Raw genomic sequence first — 14,806 nt, 5'->3', positions numbered from 1 at the left:
GGGCTTGTGGCGGAGGAGCTCCTGGGCGCCCCAGAAGCACCCTCCCGCGAGGATCGCGGTCTCAGTGGCCATCGTGTGGTCCTCCATGTGCTCGGTTGCACCCCGTACAACACGCGGGTGTCCCGGGACGTTCCAGCCTAGGTGCGCTCCGCGCAGGTGAGCAGAAATCCGTGGTATTGGGGGGGATTAGTGCTCACATGCCCGGAAGGCACCTAGAAGTACCCGTTCACCGGCAACGGCTCGCCGCTGATGGCGAGGCGCCCCAGCGCCACCGCCTTGTACGACGCCGGGTTGTGCAGCGTGATCGTGCGGATGTTGCGCCAGTGCCGGTCGAGGTTGCGGGCCCGGCCCGACGCCGAGGCGCCGCCGACGTCGAACAGCGCGGTCGCCGCGTCGGTCGCCACCCGGTCGAGGTGCACCTTCACCGCGCTCACGGCGTACGACGCCGCCCGCCCCACCTCCTGCGTGGGCGCCCCGGCCCGCACCGCGTCCTCGGCGGCGGCCACTGCGTCGGCCGCCGTCCCGACCGCCGACTCCGCGATCCACGCCGTCGCCGCGAGCCGGACTGCGCGGCGCCGTAGGCCGCGACCTGCAGCCCGTCGGGGGTCGACGCCGAGTGCCCGACGAGCACCTTGTCGAAGCCGCCCTGCTCGTGGGCATCGACGAAGCGGCGGACGATCGCCGGGTCCACCGGGGGCTCGGACGCCGGGTGGATCTCGGAGACCAGCCGGGTGCCGATCATGCCGATGAACTCGACCTGACAGGGCTGCCCGGAGCTCATGCGCTCTCCTCGGGTGGGGGTACGGCGGGGGGACGCGGAGGCCGGAGATCGGCGTGACGGCGGGCGCGGGTCGGCACGACGCGCGGACGTCGGGGGAGCGGGGCCGGGCACGAGGCCGCCGGCCGGGGCGCTGCGCTGGTCAGCGACAGAGCGCGGAGGCGACCCGGAGCAGGTCGATGTGCTCGCGCACCACGAGCTGCGTCCCGGTCATGGTCCGCGACGCTAGGGGCCCGGCCGGACGGCCACAACCGGCTGGGACCGTCGTCTCAGGGCGGCGACGCGCCGAGCGCTCCTTGCGCCGCCGCGGCGTTGTGCGATCGAATCATGCGCATGTGCGCCGGCGGACTCGATGCCTTCTGGCCGAGCCGCCGCGTCCAGGAGTTCGACCAGTGGTGTCGCCGGGCTGCGTGAGCCCGCGCCCCTCCCACACGGTTCCGCGCGATCTCCCGCGGCCGGTCCGTGCGGCGCCCTCGATCTCCCGACCGTCCCGGAAGGACGACCCACCATGTCGGTCACCGACGAGTACCTGCAGAACAACGAGCGCTACGCCGCCGGTTTCTCCGGCCCCCTCCCGCTCCCGCCCGCCCGCAAGACGGCCGTCGTCGCATGCATGGACGCCCGCATCAACGTGTACGGCGTGCTGGGGCTCCAGGAGGGCGACTCGCACGTCATCCGGAACGCCGGCGGCATCGTCGCCGACGACACCATCCGCTCCCTCGCGATCAGCCAGCACCTCCTCGGGACCGAGGAGATCGTGCTGATCCACCACACCGACTGCGGCATGCTGACCTTCTCCGACGACCAGTTCGCCGACATCCTCGAGAAGGAGGCCGGCGAGCGGCCCTCGTGGACCGCGAACGCGTTCCCCGACCTCGAGGGCGACGTCCGCGACTCCATCAAGCGCATCACCGACAGCCCGTTCGTGAAGAACAAGTCCTCGATCCGCGGGTTCGTCTTCGACGTGGCGACCGGGAAGCTCCACGAGGTGGGCTAACGCCCTCGTGAGCACCTTCCGGGGCTATAACCCCGGAAAGTGCTCACGAGCGCGTCAGCGCACCTCCGGGCCGCGTCCAGACCCGCCGTCGTCCCCTCGACACCCCGCCGCGCGACCGCGCCCTCGAGCAGCAGGAAGAGGTGGTCGGCCAGCTCCTGGTCGCCCTCGACGAGCCGCTCGATCTCCGACCGGACCGCCTCCTTGTGCGCCCGGACCACCGCGCGGCCGGGGTGGTCGTCGGGCAGCTCGGCCGCGGCGCGCTGGAACGCGCACCCCCGGTCGGTCTCGAACCACGGGTGCGTCAGGTAGGCGTCGAAGAGCGTCAGCGCCGACGGCTCGGCCGCGAGCCGCTCCTGCAGGTGCGCCCACCACAGGTCGTGGCGCCGCTGCAGGTAGGCCGCGACGAGTGTCGCCTTCGAGCCGAAGCAGTCGTAGAGGGTCTTCTTCGTGACCCCGGCTGCCTCGGCGATCCCCGCGACCCCCACCGCGGTGATGCCCTCGGCGTAGAACAGCTCGGAGGCGCGCTCGAGGAGCACGCGGCCGGCGGGTGTCGTCATGGGTCCGAGACTATACCGACCGGTGGGTTGACTTCATCCGCCGAGGCGTGTTGTCTCGGGCCTCGACAGCTATACCGATCGGTTTAACCACTGGAGGACGACCATGCGGGCCGTGCTGCTCACCCGTCACGGCGGGCCGGAGGCGCTGGAGTTCCGTGAGGACGTGCCGGACCCGGAGCCCGGGGCCGGCGAGGTCCGGGTCCGGGTGCGGGCCGCCGCGCTCAACAACACCGACATCTGGACCCGCGAGGGGGCGTACGGCGCCCCCGACGATCCCGAGGCCCGGCACGGGTGGCGCCGCGAGGCGTTCGCGTTCCCCCGCATCCAGGGCGCCGACGTCGCCGGCGAGATCGACGCGGTGGGCGCAGGGGTGCCGGGCACGCGGGTCGGCGAGCGCGTCCTGGTCGACCCGATGCTCTACGAGGGCGACGAGCGCGCTCTCGTCGACACCGACTACCTCGGCAGCGAGTGCGACGGCGGCTTCGCGGAGCTGGTCGCCGTGCCCGCCGCGAACGCGCACGCCGTCACGAGCGACCTCGACGACGCCGAGCTCGCGAGCCTGCCGACCGCGGCGACGACGGCCATGCGCATGCTCGGGCGCGCCGGGCTCACCGCCGGGGAGACGGTGCTGGTGACGGGGGCCTCGGGCGGGGTCGGATCGGCGGCGGTGCAGATCGCGAAGGACCGGGGCGCGGTCGTCGTGGCGGTCGCTGCGAAGGCGAAGCACGACGCGATCCACGCGCTGGGCGCCGACCTCGTCCTCGACCGTGACGCCGACCTGCTCGAGGCGCTGCACGGCGCGGGGGTCGACTCGGCGGACGTCGTCGCCGACGTGGTGGCCGGGCCGGGCTTCGGGGCGCTGCTGCGCGCGCTCGCGCCGCTCGGGCGCTATGTCGTCGCGGGGGCGATCGCAGGGCCGCTCGTCGAGACCGACCTGCGCACGGTCTACCTGCGCCAGCTCACCCTCGTCGGGTCGTCGTTCGGCACCCACGGCGACTTCGCCGCCGTCGTCGACCTCGCCGACCGCGGCGCGCTGCGGCCCCTGGTGGCCGGCCGGTACCCGCTCGCCGAGATCGGCCGGGCGCAGGCGGACTTCGTCGCGAAAGACTTCGTCGGGAAGCTGGTGGTGGAGCCGTGACCGATCTTGCCGTGATCAGGGCACTCACGTTCGACGTCGTCGGGACGCTGATCGACTTCGAGACCGGCATCCTGTGCGGCGTCCGGTCGGTGGCTCCGGAAGGTCCCGACGACGAGGCGGTGCTGGCCGCGTTCGGGGCGGCGGAGGGGGAGCAGCAGCGGCTCACCCCGGAGATGCCGTTCAACGCGATGCTCGACCCGATCTCGGTACGGCTGGCCGCGGAGCTGGGGATCCCGGGTCTCGACGGCGGCTCGGGACCGTCGCCGTTGCGGCGCTCGATCGGCTCGTGGCCGGCGTTCGACGACGCGGTGGACGCGCTGCGCGACCTGGGGGAGCGCTACCTGCTCGTCGCGGTGACCAACGCCGACCGTCCGGCCCTCGACGCGATGGCGGCCACGCTCGGCGACCCGTTCGTCGAGGCGGTGACGGTCGACGAGGTCGGCGTCAACAAGCCCGACCCGCGCATGTTCGAGGCGGCGCTGGCGAAGCTCGCGGCCCGCGGGGTCGCGCGCGACGAGGTCTTGCATGTGGCCCAGAGCCAGTACCACGACATCGGCGCCGCGCACCGGCTCGGGCTGGCGACATGCTGGGTGGAGCGACGGCGCGGCCGGCCGGGCTCCGGGGCGACCCCGGCGCCGTCGGAGGTCACGACGCCGGACCTGCACGTCAGCTCGATGGCGGAACTGCCTGTTGCGGTGGGCGTTCCTCAGCACTGAGTGGTCGTGCGGCCGCGCTGGGTGCCGGTACGTCCGAATGCGACGACCAGCAGCGGTCAGTTGACCGATGGGGGCTCTCGGGCGGCCGCGACACGATCGACGGGAACCCTCTCTGCCCCTTCCTCGGAGGAGCCTCATGCCCTACAACACGGCACCCGACGGCGCCCAGACCTTCTACAAGGACTGGGGGAGTGGCCGCCCCGTGGTGTTCAGCCACGGGTGGCCCCTCACCTCGGACGCGTGGGACGTCGAGCTGAAGCTGGTCGCCGACCACGGATTCCGCGGGATCGCCCACGACCGCCGCGGGCACGGCCGTTCCACCCAGACGTGGGACGGCAACGACATGGACACCTATGTCGCCGACCTCGCCTCGCTCATCGAGTACCTCGACCTGCGCGACGTGGTCCTGGTGGGCCACTCCACGGGCGGCGGCGAGGTCGTGCGCTACGCCGCCCAGCGGGCGAACGGCCGAGTCACGAAGATCTTCACGGCGGGCGCGATCCCTCCCGTGATGATCAAGTCCGACAAGAACCCCGACGGTCTCCCGAAGGAGGCGTTCGACGACATCCGCGCAGGCGTCCTCAAGGACCGGTCGCAGTTCTACAAGGATCTGTCCGCCGCGTTCTACGGCACCAATCGCGAGGGCAGCCAGATCTCGCAGGGCGCCCGCGACGACTTCTGGCGCCAGGGTATGACCGTCGGCCTCAAGGCCGCCTACGACTGCGTCGCGGCGTTCTCGGAGAGCGACTTCACGGAGGACCTCAGGAAGATCGACGTCCCGATGCTGATCGCCCACGGCGACGACGACCAGATCGTGCCGATCCACGACGCCGCGTACAAGTCGGCCGAGCTGGTCGAGAATGCCGAGCTCAAGGTCTATGCGGGTGCCCCGCACGGAATCGCGGGCCCGTACCAGGAGGCCCTGGACAGGGACCTGCTCACGTTCATCTCGTAGGTGGGCGAAGCCCACGTGAGCACTTTCCGGGGTCATGCCCCCGGAAAGTGCTCACCAGGTCAGCCACCCAGGACGCCCTGCAGGACCGGGGCCAGCGACTCCGCGACCTCGTCGGCCGACGCGGCAGCCATCGGAGGCAGCCGCAACACGTAGCGCGAGAGCGCCGTGCCCAGGATGACCGAGCCGAGCACGCCGGCGCGCCGTCGGGTAGCCGCCTCGTCGTCGTCCGTGCCGTCCAGGCGAAGCAGCATCCCCAGTACCTGGACCGCGAAGACGTCCCGGATGCGGTCCGCGGCCCGCTCGCTCGTCGGTGCGGCACGCAGCAACAGCGTCAGCACCTCCCCGGTGGTCGGGTCGTCCCAGAGATCGACGAAGCGGCGGGCCAAGGTGGCGCCGCGGTCGGAGGCCGGCACCTGGGCGAGATCCGGCAACGCCAGGTCGATGGTCGTCGCGGCCTCGAACAGCCCGTCCTTGCTGCCGAAGTAGCGGATCACCATCGACGGGTCCACCCCGGCATCAGCCGCGATGGCGCGCACCGTCGCCCGCTCGATGCCCTGGGCGGCGAACGCCCGTCGCGCCGCGGCGAGCACGGCGTCCCGCGCCGGCTGCGACCTCGCGGTGAACGCCACGAGGCGAGACTACAACAAGCGTTGGCAAACATGCGGTGGCGCCGCTACTGTTTGCCAACAGATGTTGGCCAACGATCGGTGGTGTTCGTGATGGATCTCCCCACGAGAACGACGGTGCTGGTGAGCGGGGCAGGCCCCGTCGGGCTCGCGCTCGCCACGCGGCTCGCTGCGGGCGGTGTCGACCACGTCGTGGTCGACCAGGCCGTCGCGGGGGCGAACACCTCCCGAGCCGCCGTCGTCCACGCTCGGACCCTCGAGGTCCTCGACACCCTCGGGCTCGCCGAGCCGCTGATCGACCGCGGCGTCGTCGTCCCGCGGTTCGCGGTGCGCGACCGGGACGAGACGCTGCTGGCGATCGATTTCTCCGGGCTGGCCACGCGCTTCCCGTACACGCTCATGGCGCCCCAGGACATCACCGAGGAGCTGCTGGAGGCCGACCTGCAACGGCGCGGGAGCGGGGTGCTGCGCGAGCACACGCTCGAGAAGATCGACGTCGTCGGCGACGCCGGCGTCCGGGTCCTGGTCGAGGGACCGGCGGGGCCGCGCGAGATCACCGCCGACTACGTGGTGGGCGCCGACGGGATGCACTCGCCGGTCCGCGAGCTCGCGGGGATCGGTTTCGCCGGTTCGGCGTACCCGCAGTCGTTCGTGCTCGCGGACGTCGAGCTGGACTGGCCGCTGCCGCGGACCGAGGTCCAGCTGTTCTTCTCCCCGGAGGGGCTGGTCGTCGTGGCCCCGCTGCCGGGCGGACGGCATCGGGTGGTCGCGACGGTCGACGAGGCGCCGGAGCACCCCGGGATCGACGACATCGCCGGGTTGCTCGCCTCCCGTGGGCCCCGGCCGGCCGCCGCTGTTCGGTCGCTCGCCTGGAGCTCCCGCTTCCGTGTGCACCACCGGCTCGCCGAGCACTACCGGCGTGGCCCGGTGTTCCTGGCCGGCGACGCCGCGCACGTCCACAGCCCCGCCGGCGGTCAGGGCATGAACACCGGTATCCAGGACGCCGTCGACCTCGGGAGCCGTTTGAGCGCCGTCCTGACCGAGGGCGCCGACCCGTCGCTGCTCGACGGCTACGAGAGGGATCGTCGACCCGTCGCGCGCCAGGTCGTGGCCCTCACCGACCGTATGACGCGGGCCGCCACCCTGTCGGGCCCGGCCGCCCGCGTCCGCAATGTCGTCCTGCGTGGCCTGGGAGCGTTGCCGCCGGTGCGCCGCGCGGCCGCGATGAACCTGTCCGAACTGAGGTGGCCTTCGGCCTTGTGAGCACTTTCTGGGGCTATGACCCCAGAAAGTGCTCACGTGCGCGAAGCGCACCTACGCGCGCATGCCCGCCGCCAGCGTGTCCCCGGCCTGCGGATCGATGACGAGGAACGCGCCGGTGCCCGCCACCCGCTCGTAGTCGTCGAGTGGCAGCGGTTCGGACACGGTGATCGAGACGTGACCGATGTCGTTGATCTCCAGGCCATCCGGGTCCGGGACGCGCTCGAGGGTCTGCACGTCGAGCCGGTCGAGCACCTCGGTGATCATCGCCTGCACGGTGTGGGTGCCGTGCTTGACCAGCAGCCGGCGTCCGGGCACCAGCGGCTTCTCGTGCAGCCACGCGAGGGTCGCGGAGAACTCGGTGACCGGCTCCGGGGCGTCGTCGGCGGCGGCGATCACCGCGCCGCGGGCCACCCCGAGGTCGTCGGCGAGGCGCACGACGACGCTCTCGCCGGCGGTCGCGCTCTCCTGCGGGCCCTCGAAGCGGTCGATGCCCTCGATCGTGGTGCGCTGGCCGTCCGGCAGGACCACCACCGCGTCGCCCACCCGCACCGTGCCGGCCGCGACGAGCCCCGCGTAGCCCCGGTAATCGGGGTACTCGGCGGTCCGCGGTCGGATGACCGTCTGCACCGGGAAGCGGAACGGCGCGGCCGCGTCGGGGCCGTCCACCGGCACCGACTCCAGGTGCTCCAGCAGCGTCGGCCCGTCGTACCAGGGGGTGTTCTCCGAGGTCAGGACGACGTTGTCGCCGCGCTTGGCCGACACCGGGATCGCGACGACGGCCTCGTCGCCGAACCCGAGCGTCTCGGCGACCTCGTGGAACTCCTTCGCGATCGTGGTGAACGTCGGCTCGTCGTACTCGACCAGGTCGATCTTGTTGACGGCGAGCACGAGGCGCGGGACCCGCAGCAGCGCCATCACCGCGGCGTGACGACGGGTCTGTTCGACGACGCCGTGGCGCGCGTCCACCAGCAGCACGGCCAGCTGCGCGGTGGAGGCGCCGGTGACGGTGTTGCGGGTGTACTGGACGTGCCCGGGGGTGTCGGCGAGGACGAACGAGCGGTTGGGCGTCGCGAAGTACCGGTAGGCGACGTCGATCGTGATGCCCTGCTCGCGCTCGCTGCGCAGCCCGTCGACCAACAGGGACAGGTCGGGGTCGCCGCCGCCCTGGGTGGCGCGCTCGACGGCCTCGAGCTGGTCGGCGAGTACCGACTTGGTGTCGTAGAGCAGGCGCCCGACGAGGGTGGACTTGCCGTCGTCGACCGAGCCCGCCGTCGCGAGCCGCAAGAGGCCTGTCGTCACTAGAAGTAACCTTCCTTCTTGCGGTCTTCCATCGCGGCCTCGGAGAGCCGGTCGTCGGCGCGCGTGGCGCCCCGCTCCGTGAGCCGCGACCCACGGACCTCCGCGAGCACCTCGTCGAGCGTCGTGGCGTCGGACTCGACGGCGCCGGTGCACGACCCGTCCCCCACGGTGCGGTAGCGGACGGTCTTGGTGACGACCTCCTCGTCGTCACGGGGGCCGCCCCACGGCCCGCTGGTGAGCCACATGCCGTCGCGGGCGAAGACGTCGCGGGTGTGCGCGTAGTAGATCGAGGGCAGCTCGATCTCCTCGCGGGCGATGTAGCGCCAGACGTCGAGCTCGGTCCAGTTCGACAGCGGGAACACCCGCACGTGCTCGCCGGGCTTGTGGCGCCCGTTGTAGAGGTTCCACAGCTCCGGCCGCTGGCGCGAGGGCTCCCAGGCACCGAACGCGGTGCGCAGACTGAAGATCCGCTCCTTGGCCCGCGCCCGCTCCTCGTCGCGACGACCGCCGCCGAAGACGGCGTCGTGGCGGTGCTCGGCGATCGCGTCGAGCAGCGGGGTGGTCTGCAGCGGGTTGCGGGTGCCGTCGGCGCGCTCGGAGAGGCGGCCGTCGTCGATGTAGTCCTGGACGCGGGCGACCTCGAGGGTCAGCCCGTAGCGCTCGACGACCGCGTCCCGGAACTCGATCACCTCGTCGAAGTTGTGCCCGGTGTCGACGTGCAGCACCGGGAACGGCACCGGCGCCGGCCAGAACGCCTTGCGCGCCAGGTGCACCAGCAGCATCGAGTCCTTGCCGCCGGAGAAGAGGATCACCGGCCGGTCGAACTCGCCGGCGACCTCGCGGATGACATGGATCGCCTCGGACTCGAGCGCGTCCAGCTGGTCCGTCCGGACTGGCAGCGGTGTGGTGTCGACGCTCATCCGTGCAGCCCGCACTCGGTCTTGGTGAAGCCTGCCCAGCGGCCGCTGCGCGGGTCGGCACCAGGCGCCGGCCTGGCCGTGCAGGGCTGGCAGCCGATCGAGGGGTACCCCTCGCCGACCAGCGGGTTCACCAGCACCGCGTGCTCGGCGATGTAGGCGTCCATCTGCTCGTCGGTCCAGTGCGCGATCGGGTTGACCTTGACCAGTTCGTGGCGCTCGTCCCAGGTGACCAGCGGGGTCGACGCGCGGGTGGGGGCCTCGACGCGGCGCACCCCGGTGACCCACGCGTCGTACCGTGCGAGCGTCTGCTTGAGCGGCACGACCTTGCGCAGGTTGCAGCACTGCCCCGGGTCGGTCGCGAACAGGTCCTTGCCGAGCAGGGCGTCCTGCTCGGCGACGGTGTGCTCCGGGTGGGCCTCGACGATGTTCACGCCGTAGACCTGCGTGACGGCGTCCCGGGTCCCGAGCGTCTCCGCGAAGTGGTAGCCGGTCTCGAGGAAGAGCACGTCGACGCCGGGCCGGGCCTCCGCTCCGAGCTTGACCAGCACCGCGTCCTGCATGTTCGACGCGACGATCAGGCCCTCGCCGAAGTTCCGGGCCGCCCACGCGAGGATCTCGTGGCTGAGCTCGACGTGGTCGGAACTCGACTCGAGGGCCTCGAAGGTCTCCCCGGCCGCGAGGGCGTCCGCCCGTCGCGTGTCGCCATCGGCGGTCGGCACTGTGATGCTGGTCACTGGTCTGCTCCCGTCAACGCTGAGGGCGCCACCGCGCGGGTGACGACGAAGGTGCTGCGGCAGTCCGCGCACTCCCACGCGCCCTCGGGGGACTCCCGGGGCCGCAGGTCCTGCTCGCCGCAGTAGGGGCAGTACTGGACCGGGAACGACCTCACGAGAGCTGGCCCTCCTCGGCGCGCACGACCCACTGGGCGAAGCGCTCGCCGTCCTCGCGGTGTTCCACGAAGTTGCGCACGACCCGCTCGACGTAGGGGCCCAGGTCCGCCGAGAGGACCTTGTGACCGCGCAGCTTGCGCCCGAACCCGGCGTCGAGACCCAGCCCGCCGCCGAGGTGGACCTGGAAGCCAGCGGCCGGGTTGCCCTCGGAGTCGTTGACGATCTGGCCCTTGAGCCCGATGTCGGCGACCTGGATCCGGGCGCACGAGTTCGGGCAGCCGTTGAGGTGGATCGAGATCGGCGTCTCGAGCTCCGGAGCGACCTCGGCGAGGCGCTGCTCGAGGTCCTCCACCAGCTCGCCGGCCCGGTCCTTGGTGTCGACGAACGCGAGCTTGCAGAACTGCAGGCCGGTGCAGGCCATCGTGGCGCGACGGAAGACGCTCGGGCGGGCGGGCAGGCCGAGGTCGTCGAGCGCGCCGGTCAGCGAGTCGACCTGCTCCGAGGGCACGTCCAGCACGAGGATCTTCTGGTAAGGCGTCAGGCGGACCCGGCTCGACCCGGCGTCCTCGGCGGACTTGGCGACCCCCACCAACGTGGAGCCGGACGTCCGGCCGGCCGGAGGGGCGACCCCGACGTACTTCTTGCCGTCGATCTGGTCGTGGATGCCGACGTGGTCGATGGTGCCGGCGATCTCCGCGGGCGCCGGACCGTCGACGAGCGTGCGCTCCAGGTACTCGTCCTCGAGGACCTGGCGGAACTTCTCCGGGCCCCAGTCGGCGATGAGGAACTTGATCCGCGCCCGGGTCCGCAGCCGGCGGTAGCCGTAGTCGCGGAACACCTGGACGACGCCCTGCCAGACGTCGGCGACCTCGTCGAGCGGCACCCACGCGCCGAGGCGCACCGCGAGCTTCGGGTTGGTGGAGAGCCCGCCGCCGACCTGCAGGTCGAAGCCCGGGCCGTGCTCGGGGTGCACGACGCCGACGAAGCTGACGTCGTTGACCTCGTGCGCCACGTCCTGCTGGCCCGAGATCGCGGTCTTGAACTTGCGGGGGAGGTTGGCCAGCGAGCGGTCGCCGAGGAAGCGCTCGACGATCTCGTCGATCGCCGGCGTGCCGTCGATGACCTCGTCGGCGCTGATGCCGGCCACCGGCGAGCCGAGGACGACGCGCGGACAGTCGCCGCAGGCCTCCGTCGTGGACAGGCCCACGGCCTCGAGCCGGCGCCAGATCTCCGGGACGTCCTCGACGCGGATCCAGTGCAGCTGGATGTTCTCGCGGTCGGTGACGTCGGCGGTGTCCCGCGCGAAGGTCTGGCTGATCTCGCCGATGATCCGCAGCTGCTCGGTGGACAGCGCCCCGCCGTCGACCCGGACCCGCATCATGAAGTGGCGCGCGTCGAGGTCCTCCTCGTCGACGTGCCCGGTGTCGGTGCCCGGGTGGCCCTCGGCGCGCTGGGTGTAGAGCCCCATCCAGCGGAAGCGGCCGCGCAGGTCGGCCGGGTCGATCGAGTCGAAGCCGCGGTGGGCGTAGATGTTCTCGATCCGCGCCCGCACGTTGAGCGGGTGGTCGTCCTTCTTCGACTGCTCGTTCTTGTTCAGCGGCTCGCGGTAGCCCAGCGCCCACTGGCCCTCGGCCTTGCCCTTTCGCGCTCGGGCCTTCTTCGGGGCCACGGGCTTGTCGTCGGGAACGTCCCTCACGCCGAGCGGGGTGGTCTCGGCGTAGGACTCCTCGGGCGTCGAGGCGCCTTCACTAGACGGGACCTGGCTGCTGGACGGAGCGCTGGTCATCGGTGGTGCGTCCTCCGGTGAGCAGGACGCACGGCAAGCCCGCGCGCACCTGCTGACGGTCGTGGTGGTGGGTGCCCGACGAGGCGGGCGGTCAGCGGCGCAGCTCAGGAGGCCGGGCAGAGTGCGCTGGCGACGCGCGCGAGGTCGACGTGGGGTCGACCGACGAGCATCGGATCCAGGGAACGCACGATGTCAACAGTGCCATGCCGCGGGGCGTGATTCCACCGGCTGTGGCGCTTCGCGCTCCGGGCGGGAGGCACAATCGGGCCGTGCCCTCCGTGCCTCCCGGCGGCGAGCCCGCCCCGGCCGACGGCGCGCTCCCCGCCTCCGCGCTCGACGGGCTGGGGACGCGCCCGTTCGGCGTCTACGTCCACGTCCCCTTTTGCGCGACGCGCTGCGGCTACTGCGACTTCAACACCTACACCGCCTCCGACCTGGGGCTCACGCCGTCGTCGACCGACGACCCCGCCTCGCCCGCCTCCTGGTTGGAGGGCCTGCGTCGGGAGCTGGACCTGGCAGCCCGCGTCCTGGGGGAGCCGCCGGACGCCGACACCGTCTTCCTCGGCGGCGGGACCCCGTCGTTGCTCGGCGCGGAGGGGCTGACGGCGGTGCTGGACGCGGTGCGCTCGTCGTTCGGGCTCGCGCCCGGCGTCGAGGTCACCACCGAGGCCAACCCGGAGTCGACGACGCCGGACCTGCTCGCGGCGATCGCCGACGCCGGCTACACGCGCCTGTCGCTCGGCATGCAGTCCGACGTCGACCACGTCCTCGCCGTCCTAGACCGCCGTCACACGCCGGGTGCCGCCGTCGCCGTGGCACAGGCGGCTCGGGAGGCAGGGCTGGACCACGTCAACCTCGACCTCATCTACGGCACCCCCACCGAGACCGACGACGACCTGCGGCGCTCGCTCGAGGCGGTGCTCGCGTCGGGCGCCGACCACGTCTCGGCGTACTCCCTGATCGTCGAAGAGGGGACGGCGCTCGCGCGACGCGTGGCCCGCGGCGAGCTGCCCATGCCGGACGACGACGTCCTCGCCGACCGCTACGAGATCGTCGACGACGTCCTCGGGCGCGCGGGCTTCTCCTGGTACGAGGTGTCGAACTGGGCGTCGTCGGAGGCGGCCCGCTGCCGGCACAACCTCGGCTACTGGTCCGGCGGCGACTGGTGGGGCGCCGGACCGGGCGCGCACTCGCACGTCGGCGGCGTGCGCTGGTGGAACGTCCGCCACCCGGCGCGGTACTCGAAGCTGCTGGCCGCGGGGGAGTCGCCCGCCGAGGCGCGGGAGCTGCTGGGGCCGGGGGAGCGCCACGTCGAGCAGGTGCTGCTCGAGCTGCGGACGGTCGACGGCCTCGCGGTGTCGGCGCTCGACGACGACGGGCGCGCGGCCGGCGAGCGGGCCGCCGCCGACGGGCTGCTCTCCGGGCCGGACTGGCGCGGGGGACGCGCCGTGCTCACCCGACGCGGGCGGCTGCTCGCCGACGGCGTCGCCATCTCGCTGACGGGAGCCTGATGACGCTGCCCGACCCGGTCCGGGTGGAACTCCCGGGCATCACGCTGTCGGTACTCGACGTGGGCTCAAGCCCCGCGATGCTGCTGCTGCACGGCTTCCCGGACCGCGCGACGCTGTGGCGCTCCCAGATCGAGTTCCTGACGGCGTCCGGGTACCGGGTGATCGCACCGGACCTGCGCGGGTTCGGCGACAGCGACCGTCCCGACGACGTCGGGGCCTACCGGCTGCGGCACTCGGTCGCCGACATGGTGGCGCTGCTGGCCGATCGGGGCGTCGAGCAGGTCGTGGTGGTCGGCCACGACTACGGCTCCGCGGTCGGCTGGGCCCTGGCGATGCGCAGCGACGCCGTGACCGGCTACGTCGCGCTCTCCGTCGGCCACCCCAACGCGTTCCGGGCTGCGGGCCTCGAGCAGCGGGCGCTGTCCTGGTACATGCTCTGGTTCCTCCACCCCGGCGTGGCCGAGGAGGTGCTGCCCGCCGACGACTGGGCGTTCCTCCGCCGCTGGGCCCACCCCGGGAGCGAGGACGACGACCTCGTGCGCAACCAGATCGGCGACCTGTCCCGGCCGGGAGCGCTGACCGCCGGGCTGTCCTGGTACCGCGCCAACGTCGACCCGCGGACCTTCGTCGAGGAGCACCCGCTCGAGCTCCCGCCGGTGACGTGCCCGGTGCTGGGCCTGATCGGCGGGGACGACATCGCGCTGGGGGAGGCCCAGATGGCGGGGTCCGCGACGTTCGTCTCGGGGCCCTTCGAGTGCGTGACGATTCCCGGCGCCGGCCACTGGCTCCCGGCCCGGAACGCCGACGCGGTGAACCAGTACCTCGGGACGTTCCTCGAGCGACTCGGCTGAGTGGACCCCCAGTGCCGCTCGGGCTGCAGCACGGTCGCCCGCAGCGGGCTGCTGCGCTCGGTCAGCACCCTCGGGATCCGACGCCCGGAGGACGACGTCAGAGGTTGATCGTCGAGAGCTTCCTGCTCGCGCCGAACGTCATGTACCGGTGGCCGCGCAGCGCCAGGCTGAGCATGATCGCGCCGAGCGCGAGCAGGACCACACCGACGAGGCCGTAGCCCAGGACGAGGCTGGTCAGGGCACCCGCGAAGACGGCCTCGACGAGGACATCCCGAATCACCCGCATCGATCGACGACCTCCCGATGGTCAGCGTCCCGGCGTCGGAGAGTAGTCGGCACGGCCGCGTGGCCGCGTCAACCGATGAGGTCGTTTCTCCTGACACCTCCAGTGAGGCTTCGCCTCGGACCGCCGAGGTGCGTGGTGGCGTGCTGAGGTCATGATCCACTCGGTCTGGGCCAGGCTCACGCACGGACCTGCGGTCATGATCGACAGACCGCCGCCACCCGCTGCGCCGAAGT

At 72.3% G+C, this 14,806-nt stretch carries 19 protein-coding genes; 7 read left to right on the top strand and 12 right to left on the bottom strand.

Annotated elements, in window-relative coordinates:
- Positions 1-212: 212 nt before the first annotated feature.
- The 3 genes from VGH76_RS17440 to VGH76_RS28040 all read right to left on the bottom strand — a co-directional run bounded on the left by VGH76_RS17440 (position 213) and on the right by VGH76_RS28040 (position 992).
- Positions 213-506, bottom strand: a complete 294-nt coding sequence (locus VGH76_RS17440) for a hypothetical protein (protein WP_331557973.1) — start codon at positions 504-506, stop codon at positions 213-215.
- Positions 431-781 carry a hypothetical protein gene (locus VGH76_RS17435; protein ID WP_331557974.1) on the bottom strand — a complete coding sequence of 117 codons (351 nt, stop codon included), beginning with the start codon at positions 779-781 and terminating at the stop codon, positions 431-433. The genes VGH76_RS17440 and VGH76_RS17435 overlap by 76 nt, the downstream gene beginning before the upstream one ends.
- 139 nt (positions 782-920) lie before the next feature.
- Positions 921-992: a putative leader peptide gene (locus VGH76_RS28040; protein WP_414637751.1), complete on the bottom strand. Its 72-nt coding sequence runs from the start codon at positions 990-992 to the stop codon at positions 921-923.
- Positions 993-1,286: 294 nt separating this feature from the next.
- Here VGH76_RS28040 and VGH76_RS17430 point away from each other — a divergent pair, with 294 nt between their 5' ends.
- Complete coding sequence (locus VGH76_RS17430; protein ID WP_331557972.1) at positions 1,287-1,775, top strand: carbonic anhydrase; 489 nt, start codon at positions 1,287-1,289, stop codon at positions 1,773-1,775.
- On the opposite strand, the gene VGH76_RS17425 is transcribed toward VGH76_RS17430, so the two are convergent.
- Positions 1,772-2,332: a helix-turn-helix domain-containing protein gene (locus tag VGH76_RS17425; RefSeq protein WP_331557971.1), complete on the bottom strand. Its 561-nt coding sequence runs from the start codon at positions 2,330-2,332 to the stop codon at positions 1,772-1,774. The genes VGH76_RS17430 and VGH76_RS17425 overlap by 4 nt on opposite strands.
- A 103-nt stretch (positions 2,333-2,435) precedes the next feature.
- On the opposite strand from VGH76_RS17425, the gene VGH76_RS17420 reads away from it, so the two are divergent.
- The 3 genes from VGH76_RS17420 (at position 2,436) to VGH76_RS17410 (ending at position 5,141) form a co-directional block, all read left to right on the top strand.
- Complete coding sequence (locus VGH76_RS17420; protein WP_331557970.1) at positions 2,436-3,470, top strand: zinc-binding dehydrogenase; 1,035 nt, start codon at positions 2,436-2,438, stop codon at positions 3,468-3,470.
- The gene (locus VGH76_RS17415) at positions 3,467-4,186 is read left to right on the top strand and encodes an HAD-IA family hydrolase (RefSeq protein ID WP_331557969.1); all 720 of its coding nucleotides are present in this window, start codon (positions 3,467-3,469) and stop codon (positions 4,184-4,186) included. The genes VGH76_RS17420 and VGH76_RS17415 overlap by 4 nt, the downstream gene beginning before the upstream one ends.
- Positions 4,187-4,322: 136 nt before the next feature.
- Positions 4,323-5,141, top strand: coding sequence for an alpha/beta hydrolase (locus VGH76_RS17410; protein ID WP_331557968.1), 819 nt, complete (start codon positions 4,323-4,325; stop codon positions 5,139-5,141).
- Between the two features lie 59 nt (positions 5,142-5,200).
- Here the strand turns inward: VGH76_RS17410 and VGH76_RS17405 are convergent, their stop codons facing one another.
- The gene (locus tag VGH76_RS17405; RefSeq protein WP_331557967.1) at positions 5,201-5,770 is read right to left on the bottom strand and encodes a TetR family transcriptional regulator; all 570 of its coding nucleotides are present in this window, start codon (positions 5,768-5,770) and stop codon (positions 5,201-5,203) included.
- Between the two features lie 90 nt (positions 5,771-5,860).
- Between VGH76_RS17405 and VGH76_RS17400 the strand changes: the two genes are divergently transcribed.
- Positions 5,861-7,030 carry an FAD-dependent monooxygenase gene (locus VGH76_RS17400; protein WP_331557966.1) on the top strand — a complete coding sequence of 390 codons (1,170 nt, stop codon included), beginning with the start codon at positions 5,861-5,863 and terminating at the stop codon, positions 7,028-7,030.
- Between the two features lie 51 nt (positions 7,031-7,081).
- Here the strand turns inward: VGH76_RS17400 and VGH76_RS17395 are convergent, their stop codons facing one another.
- The 6 genes from VGH76_RS17395 to VGH76_RS28035 form a co-directional block, all read right to left on the bottom strand.
- Positions 7,082-8,329, bottom strand: coding sequence for a sulfate adenylyltransferase subunit 1 (locus tag VGH76_RS17395; RefSeq protein ID WP_331557965.1), 1,248 nt, complete (start codon positions 8,327-8,329; stop codon positions 7,082-7,084).
- Positions 8,329-9,249 (bottom strand): sulfate adenylyltransferase subunit CysD, encoded by a 921-nt coding sequence (gene cysD / locus VGH76_RS17390; RefSeq protein WP_331557964.1) that lies wholly within the window; start codon positions 9,247-9,249, stop codon positions 8,329-8,331. Before cysD ends, VGH76_RS17395 begins: the two co-directional genes overlap by 1 nt.
- A complete protein-coding gene (locus VGH76_RS17385; protein ID WP_414637750.1) occupies positions 9,246-9,974 on the bottom strand; it encodes a phosphoadenylyl-sulfate reductase in 729 nt (242 codons plus the stop codon). The genes cysD and VGH76_RS17385 overlap by 4 nt, the downstream gene beginning before the upstream one ends.
- Positions 9,975-9,979: 5 nt before the next feature.
- A complete protein-coding gene (locus tag VGH76_RS17380) occupies positions 9,980-10,138 on the bottom strand; it encodes a hypothetical protein (RefSeq protein WP_331557962.1) in 159 nt (52 codons plus the stop codon).
- Positions 10,135-11,925 (bottom strand): nitrite/sulfite reductase, encoded by a 1,791-nt coding sequence (locus VGH76_RS17375; RefSeq protein WP_331557961.1) that lies wholly within the window; start codon positions 11,923-11,925, stop codon positions 10,135-10,137. Before VGH76_RS17375 ends, VGH76_RS17380 begins: the two co-directional genes overlap by 4 nt.
- Before the next feature lie 104 nt (positions 11,926-12,029).
- Entirely contained in the window at positions 12,030-12,113 is an 84-nt protein-coding gene (locus VGH76_RS28035) for a putative leader peptide (protein WP_414637749.1), read from the bottom strand.
- 81 nt (positions 12,114-12,194) lie between these two features.
- On the opposite strand from VGH76_RS28035, the gene hemW reads away from it, so the two are divergent.
- Together hemW and VGH76_RS17365 are read left to right on the top strand one after the other, a co-directional pair.
- The gene (gene hemW, locus VGH76_RS17370; protein WP_331557960.1) at positions 12,195-13,436 is read left to right on the top strand and encodes a radical SAM family heme chaperone HemW; all 1,242 of its coding nucleotides are present in this window, start codon (positions 12,195-12,197) and stop codon (positions 13,434-13,436) included.
- A complete protein-coding gene (locus tag VGH76_RS17365) occupies positions 13,436-14,287 on the top strand; it encodes an alpha/beta hydrolase (RefSeq protein WP_331557959.1) in 852 nt (283 codons plus the stop codon). Before hemW ends, VGH76_RS17365 begins: the two co-directional genes overlap by 1 nt.
- Before the next feature lie 97 nt (positions 14,288-14,384).
- On the opposite strand, the gene VGH76_RS17360 is transcribed toward VGH76_RS17365, so the two are convergent.
- The gene (locus tag VGH76_RS17360; RefSeq protein WP_331557958.1) at positions 14,385-14,573 is read right to left on the bottom strand and encodes a hypothetical protein; all 189 of its coding nucleotides are present in this window, start codon (positions 14,571-14,573) and stop codon (positions 14,385-14,387) included.
- Positions 14,574-14,806 lie beyond the last annotated feature (233 nt).

Source organism: Actinomycetospora sp., from assembly GCF_036497585.1.
GTDB lineage: Bacteria > Actinomycetota > Actinomycetes > Mycobacteriales > Pseudonocardiaceae > Actinomycetospora.
This window is presented reverse-complemented; position numbering and strand designations above follow the sequence as displayed.

What these genes read in the sequence shown, in the direction of transcription:
- VGH76_RS17430 (WP_331557972.1), top strand. Translation starts at nt 1,287, where the DNA reads ATGTCGGTCACCGACGAGTACCTGCAGAACAACGAGCGCTACGCCGCC.
- VGH76_RS17400 (WP_331557966.1), top strand. Translation starts at nt 5,861, where the DNA reads ATGGATCTCCCCACGAGAACGACGGTGCTGGTGAGCGGGGCAGGCCCC.
- VGH76_RS17410 (WP_331557968.1), top strand. Translation starts at nt 4,323, where the DNA reads ATGCCCTACAACACGGCACCCGACGGCGCCCAGACCTTCTACAAGGAC.
- VGH76_RS17365 (WP_331557959.1), top strand. Translation starts at nt 13,436, where the DNA reads ATGACGCTGCCCGACCCGGTCCGGGTGGAACTCCCGGGCATCACGCTG.
- cysD (WP_331557964.1), bottom strand. Translation starts at nt 9,249, where the DNA reads ATGAGCGTCGACACCACACCGCTGCCAGTCCGGACGGACCAGCTGGAC.
- VGH76_RS17435 (WP_331557974.1), bottom strand. Translation starts at nt 781, where the DNA reads ATGAGCTCCGGGCAGCCCTGTCAGGTCGAGTTCATCGGCATGATCGGC.
- VGH76_RS17360 (WP_331557958.1), bottom strand. Translation starts at nt 14,573, where the DNA reads ATGCGGGTGATTCGGGATGTCCTCGTCGAGGCCGTCTTCGCGGGTGCC.
- VGH76_RS17375 (WP_331557961.1), bottom strand. Translation starts at nt 11,925, where the DNA reads ATGACCAGCGCTCCGTCCAGCAGCCAGGTCCCGTCTAGTGAAGGCGCC.
- VGH76_RS17425 (WP_331557971.1), bottom strand. Translation starts at nt 2,332, where the DNA reads ATGACGACACCCGCCGGCCGCGTGCTCCTCGAGCGCGCCTCCGAGCTG.
- VGH76_RS17420 (WP_331557970.1), top strand. Translation starts at nt 2,436, where the DNA reads ATGCGGGCCGTGCTGCTCACCCGTCACGGCGGGCCGGAGGCGCTGGAG.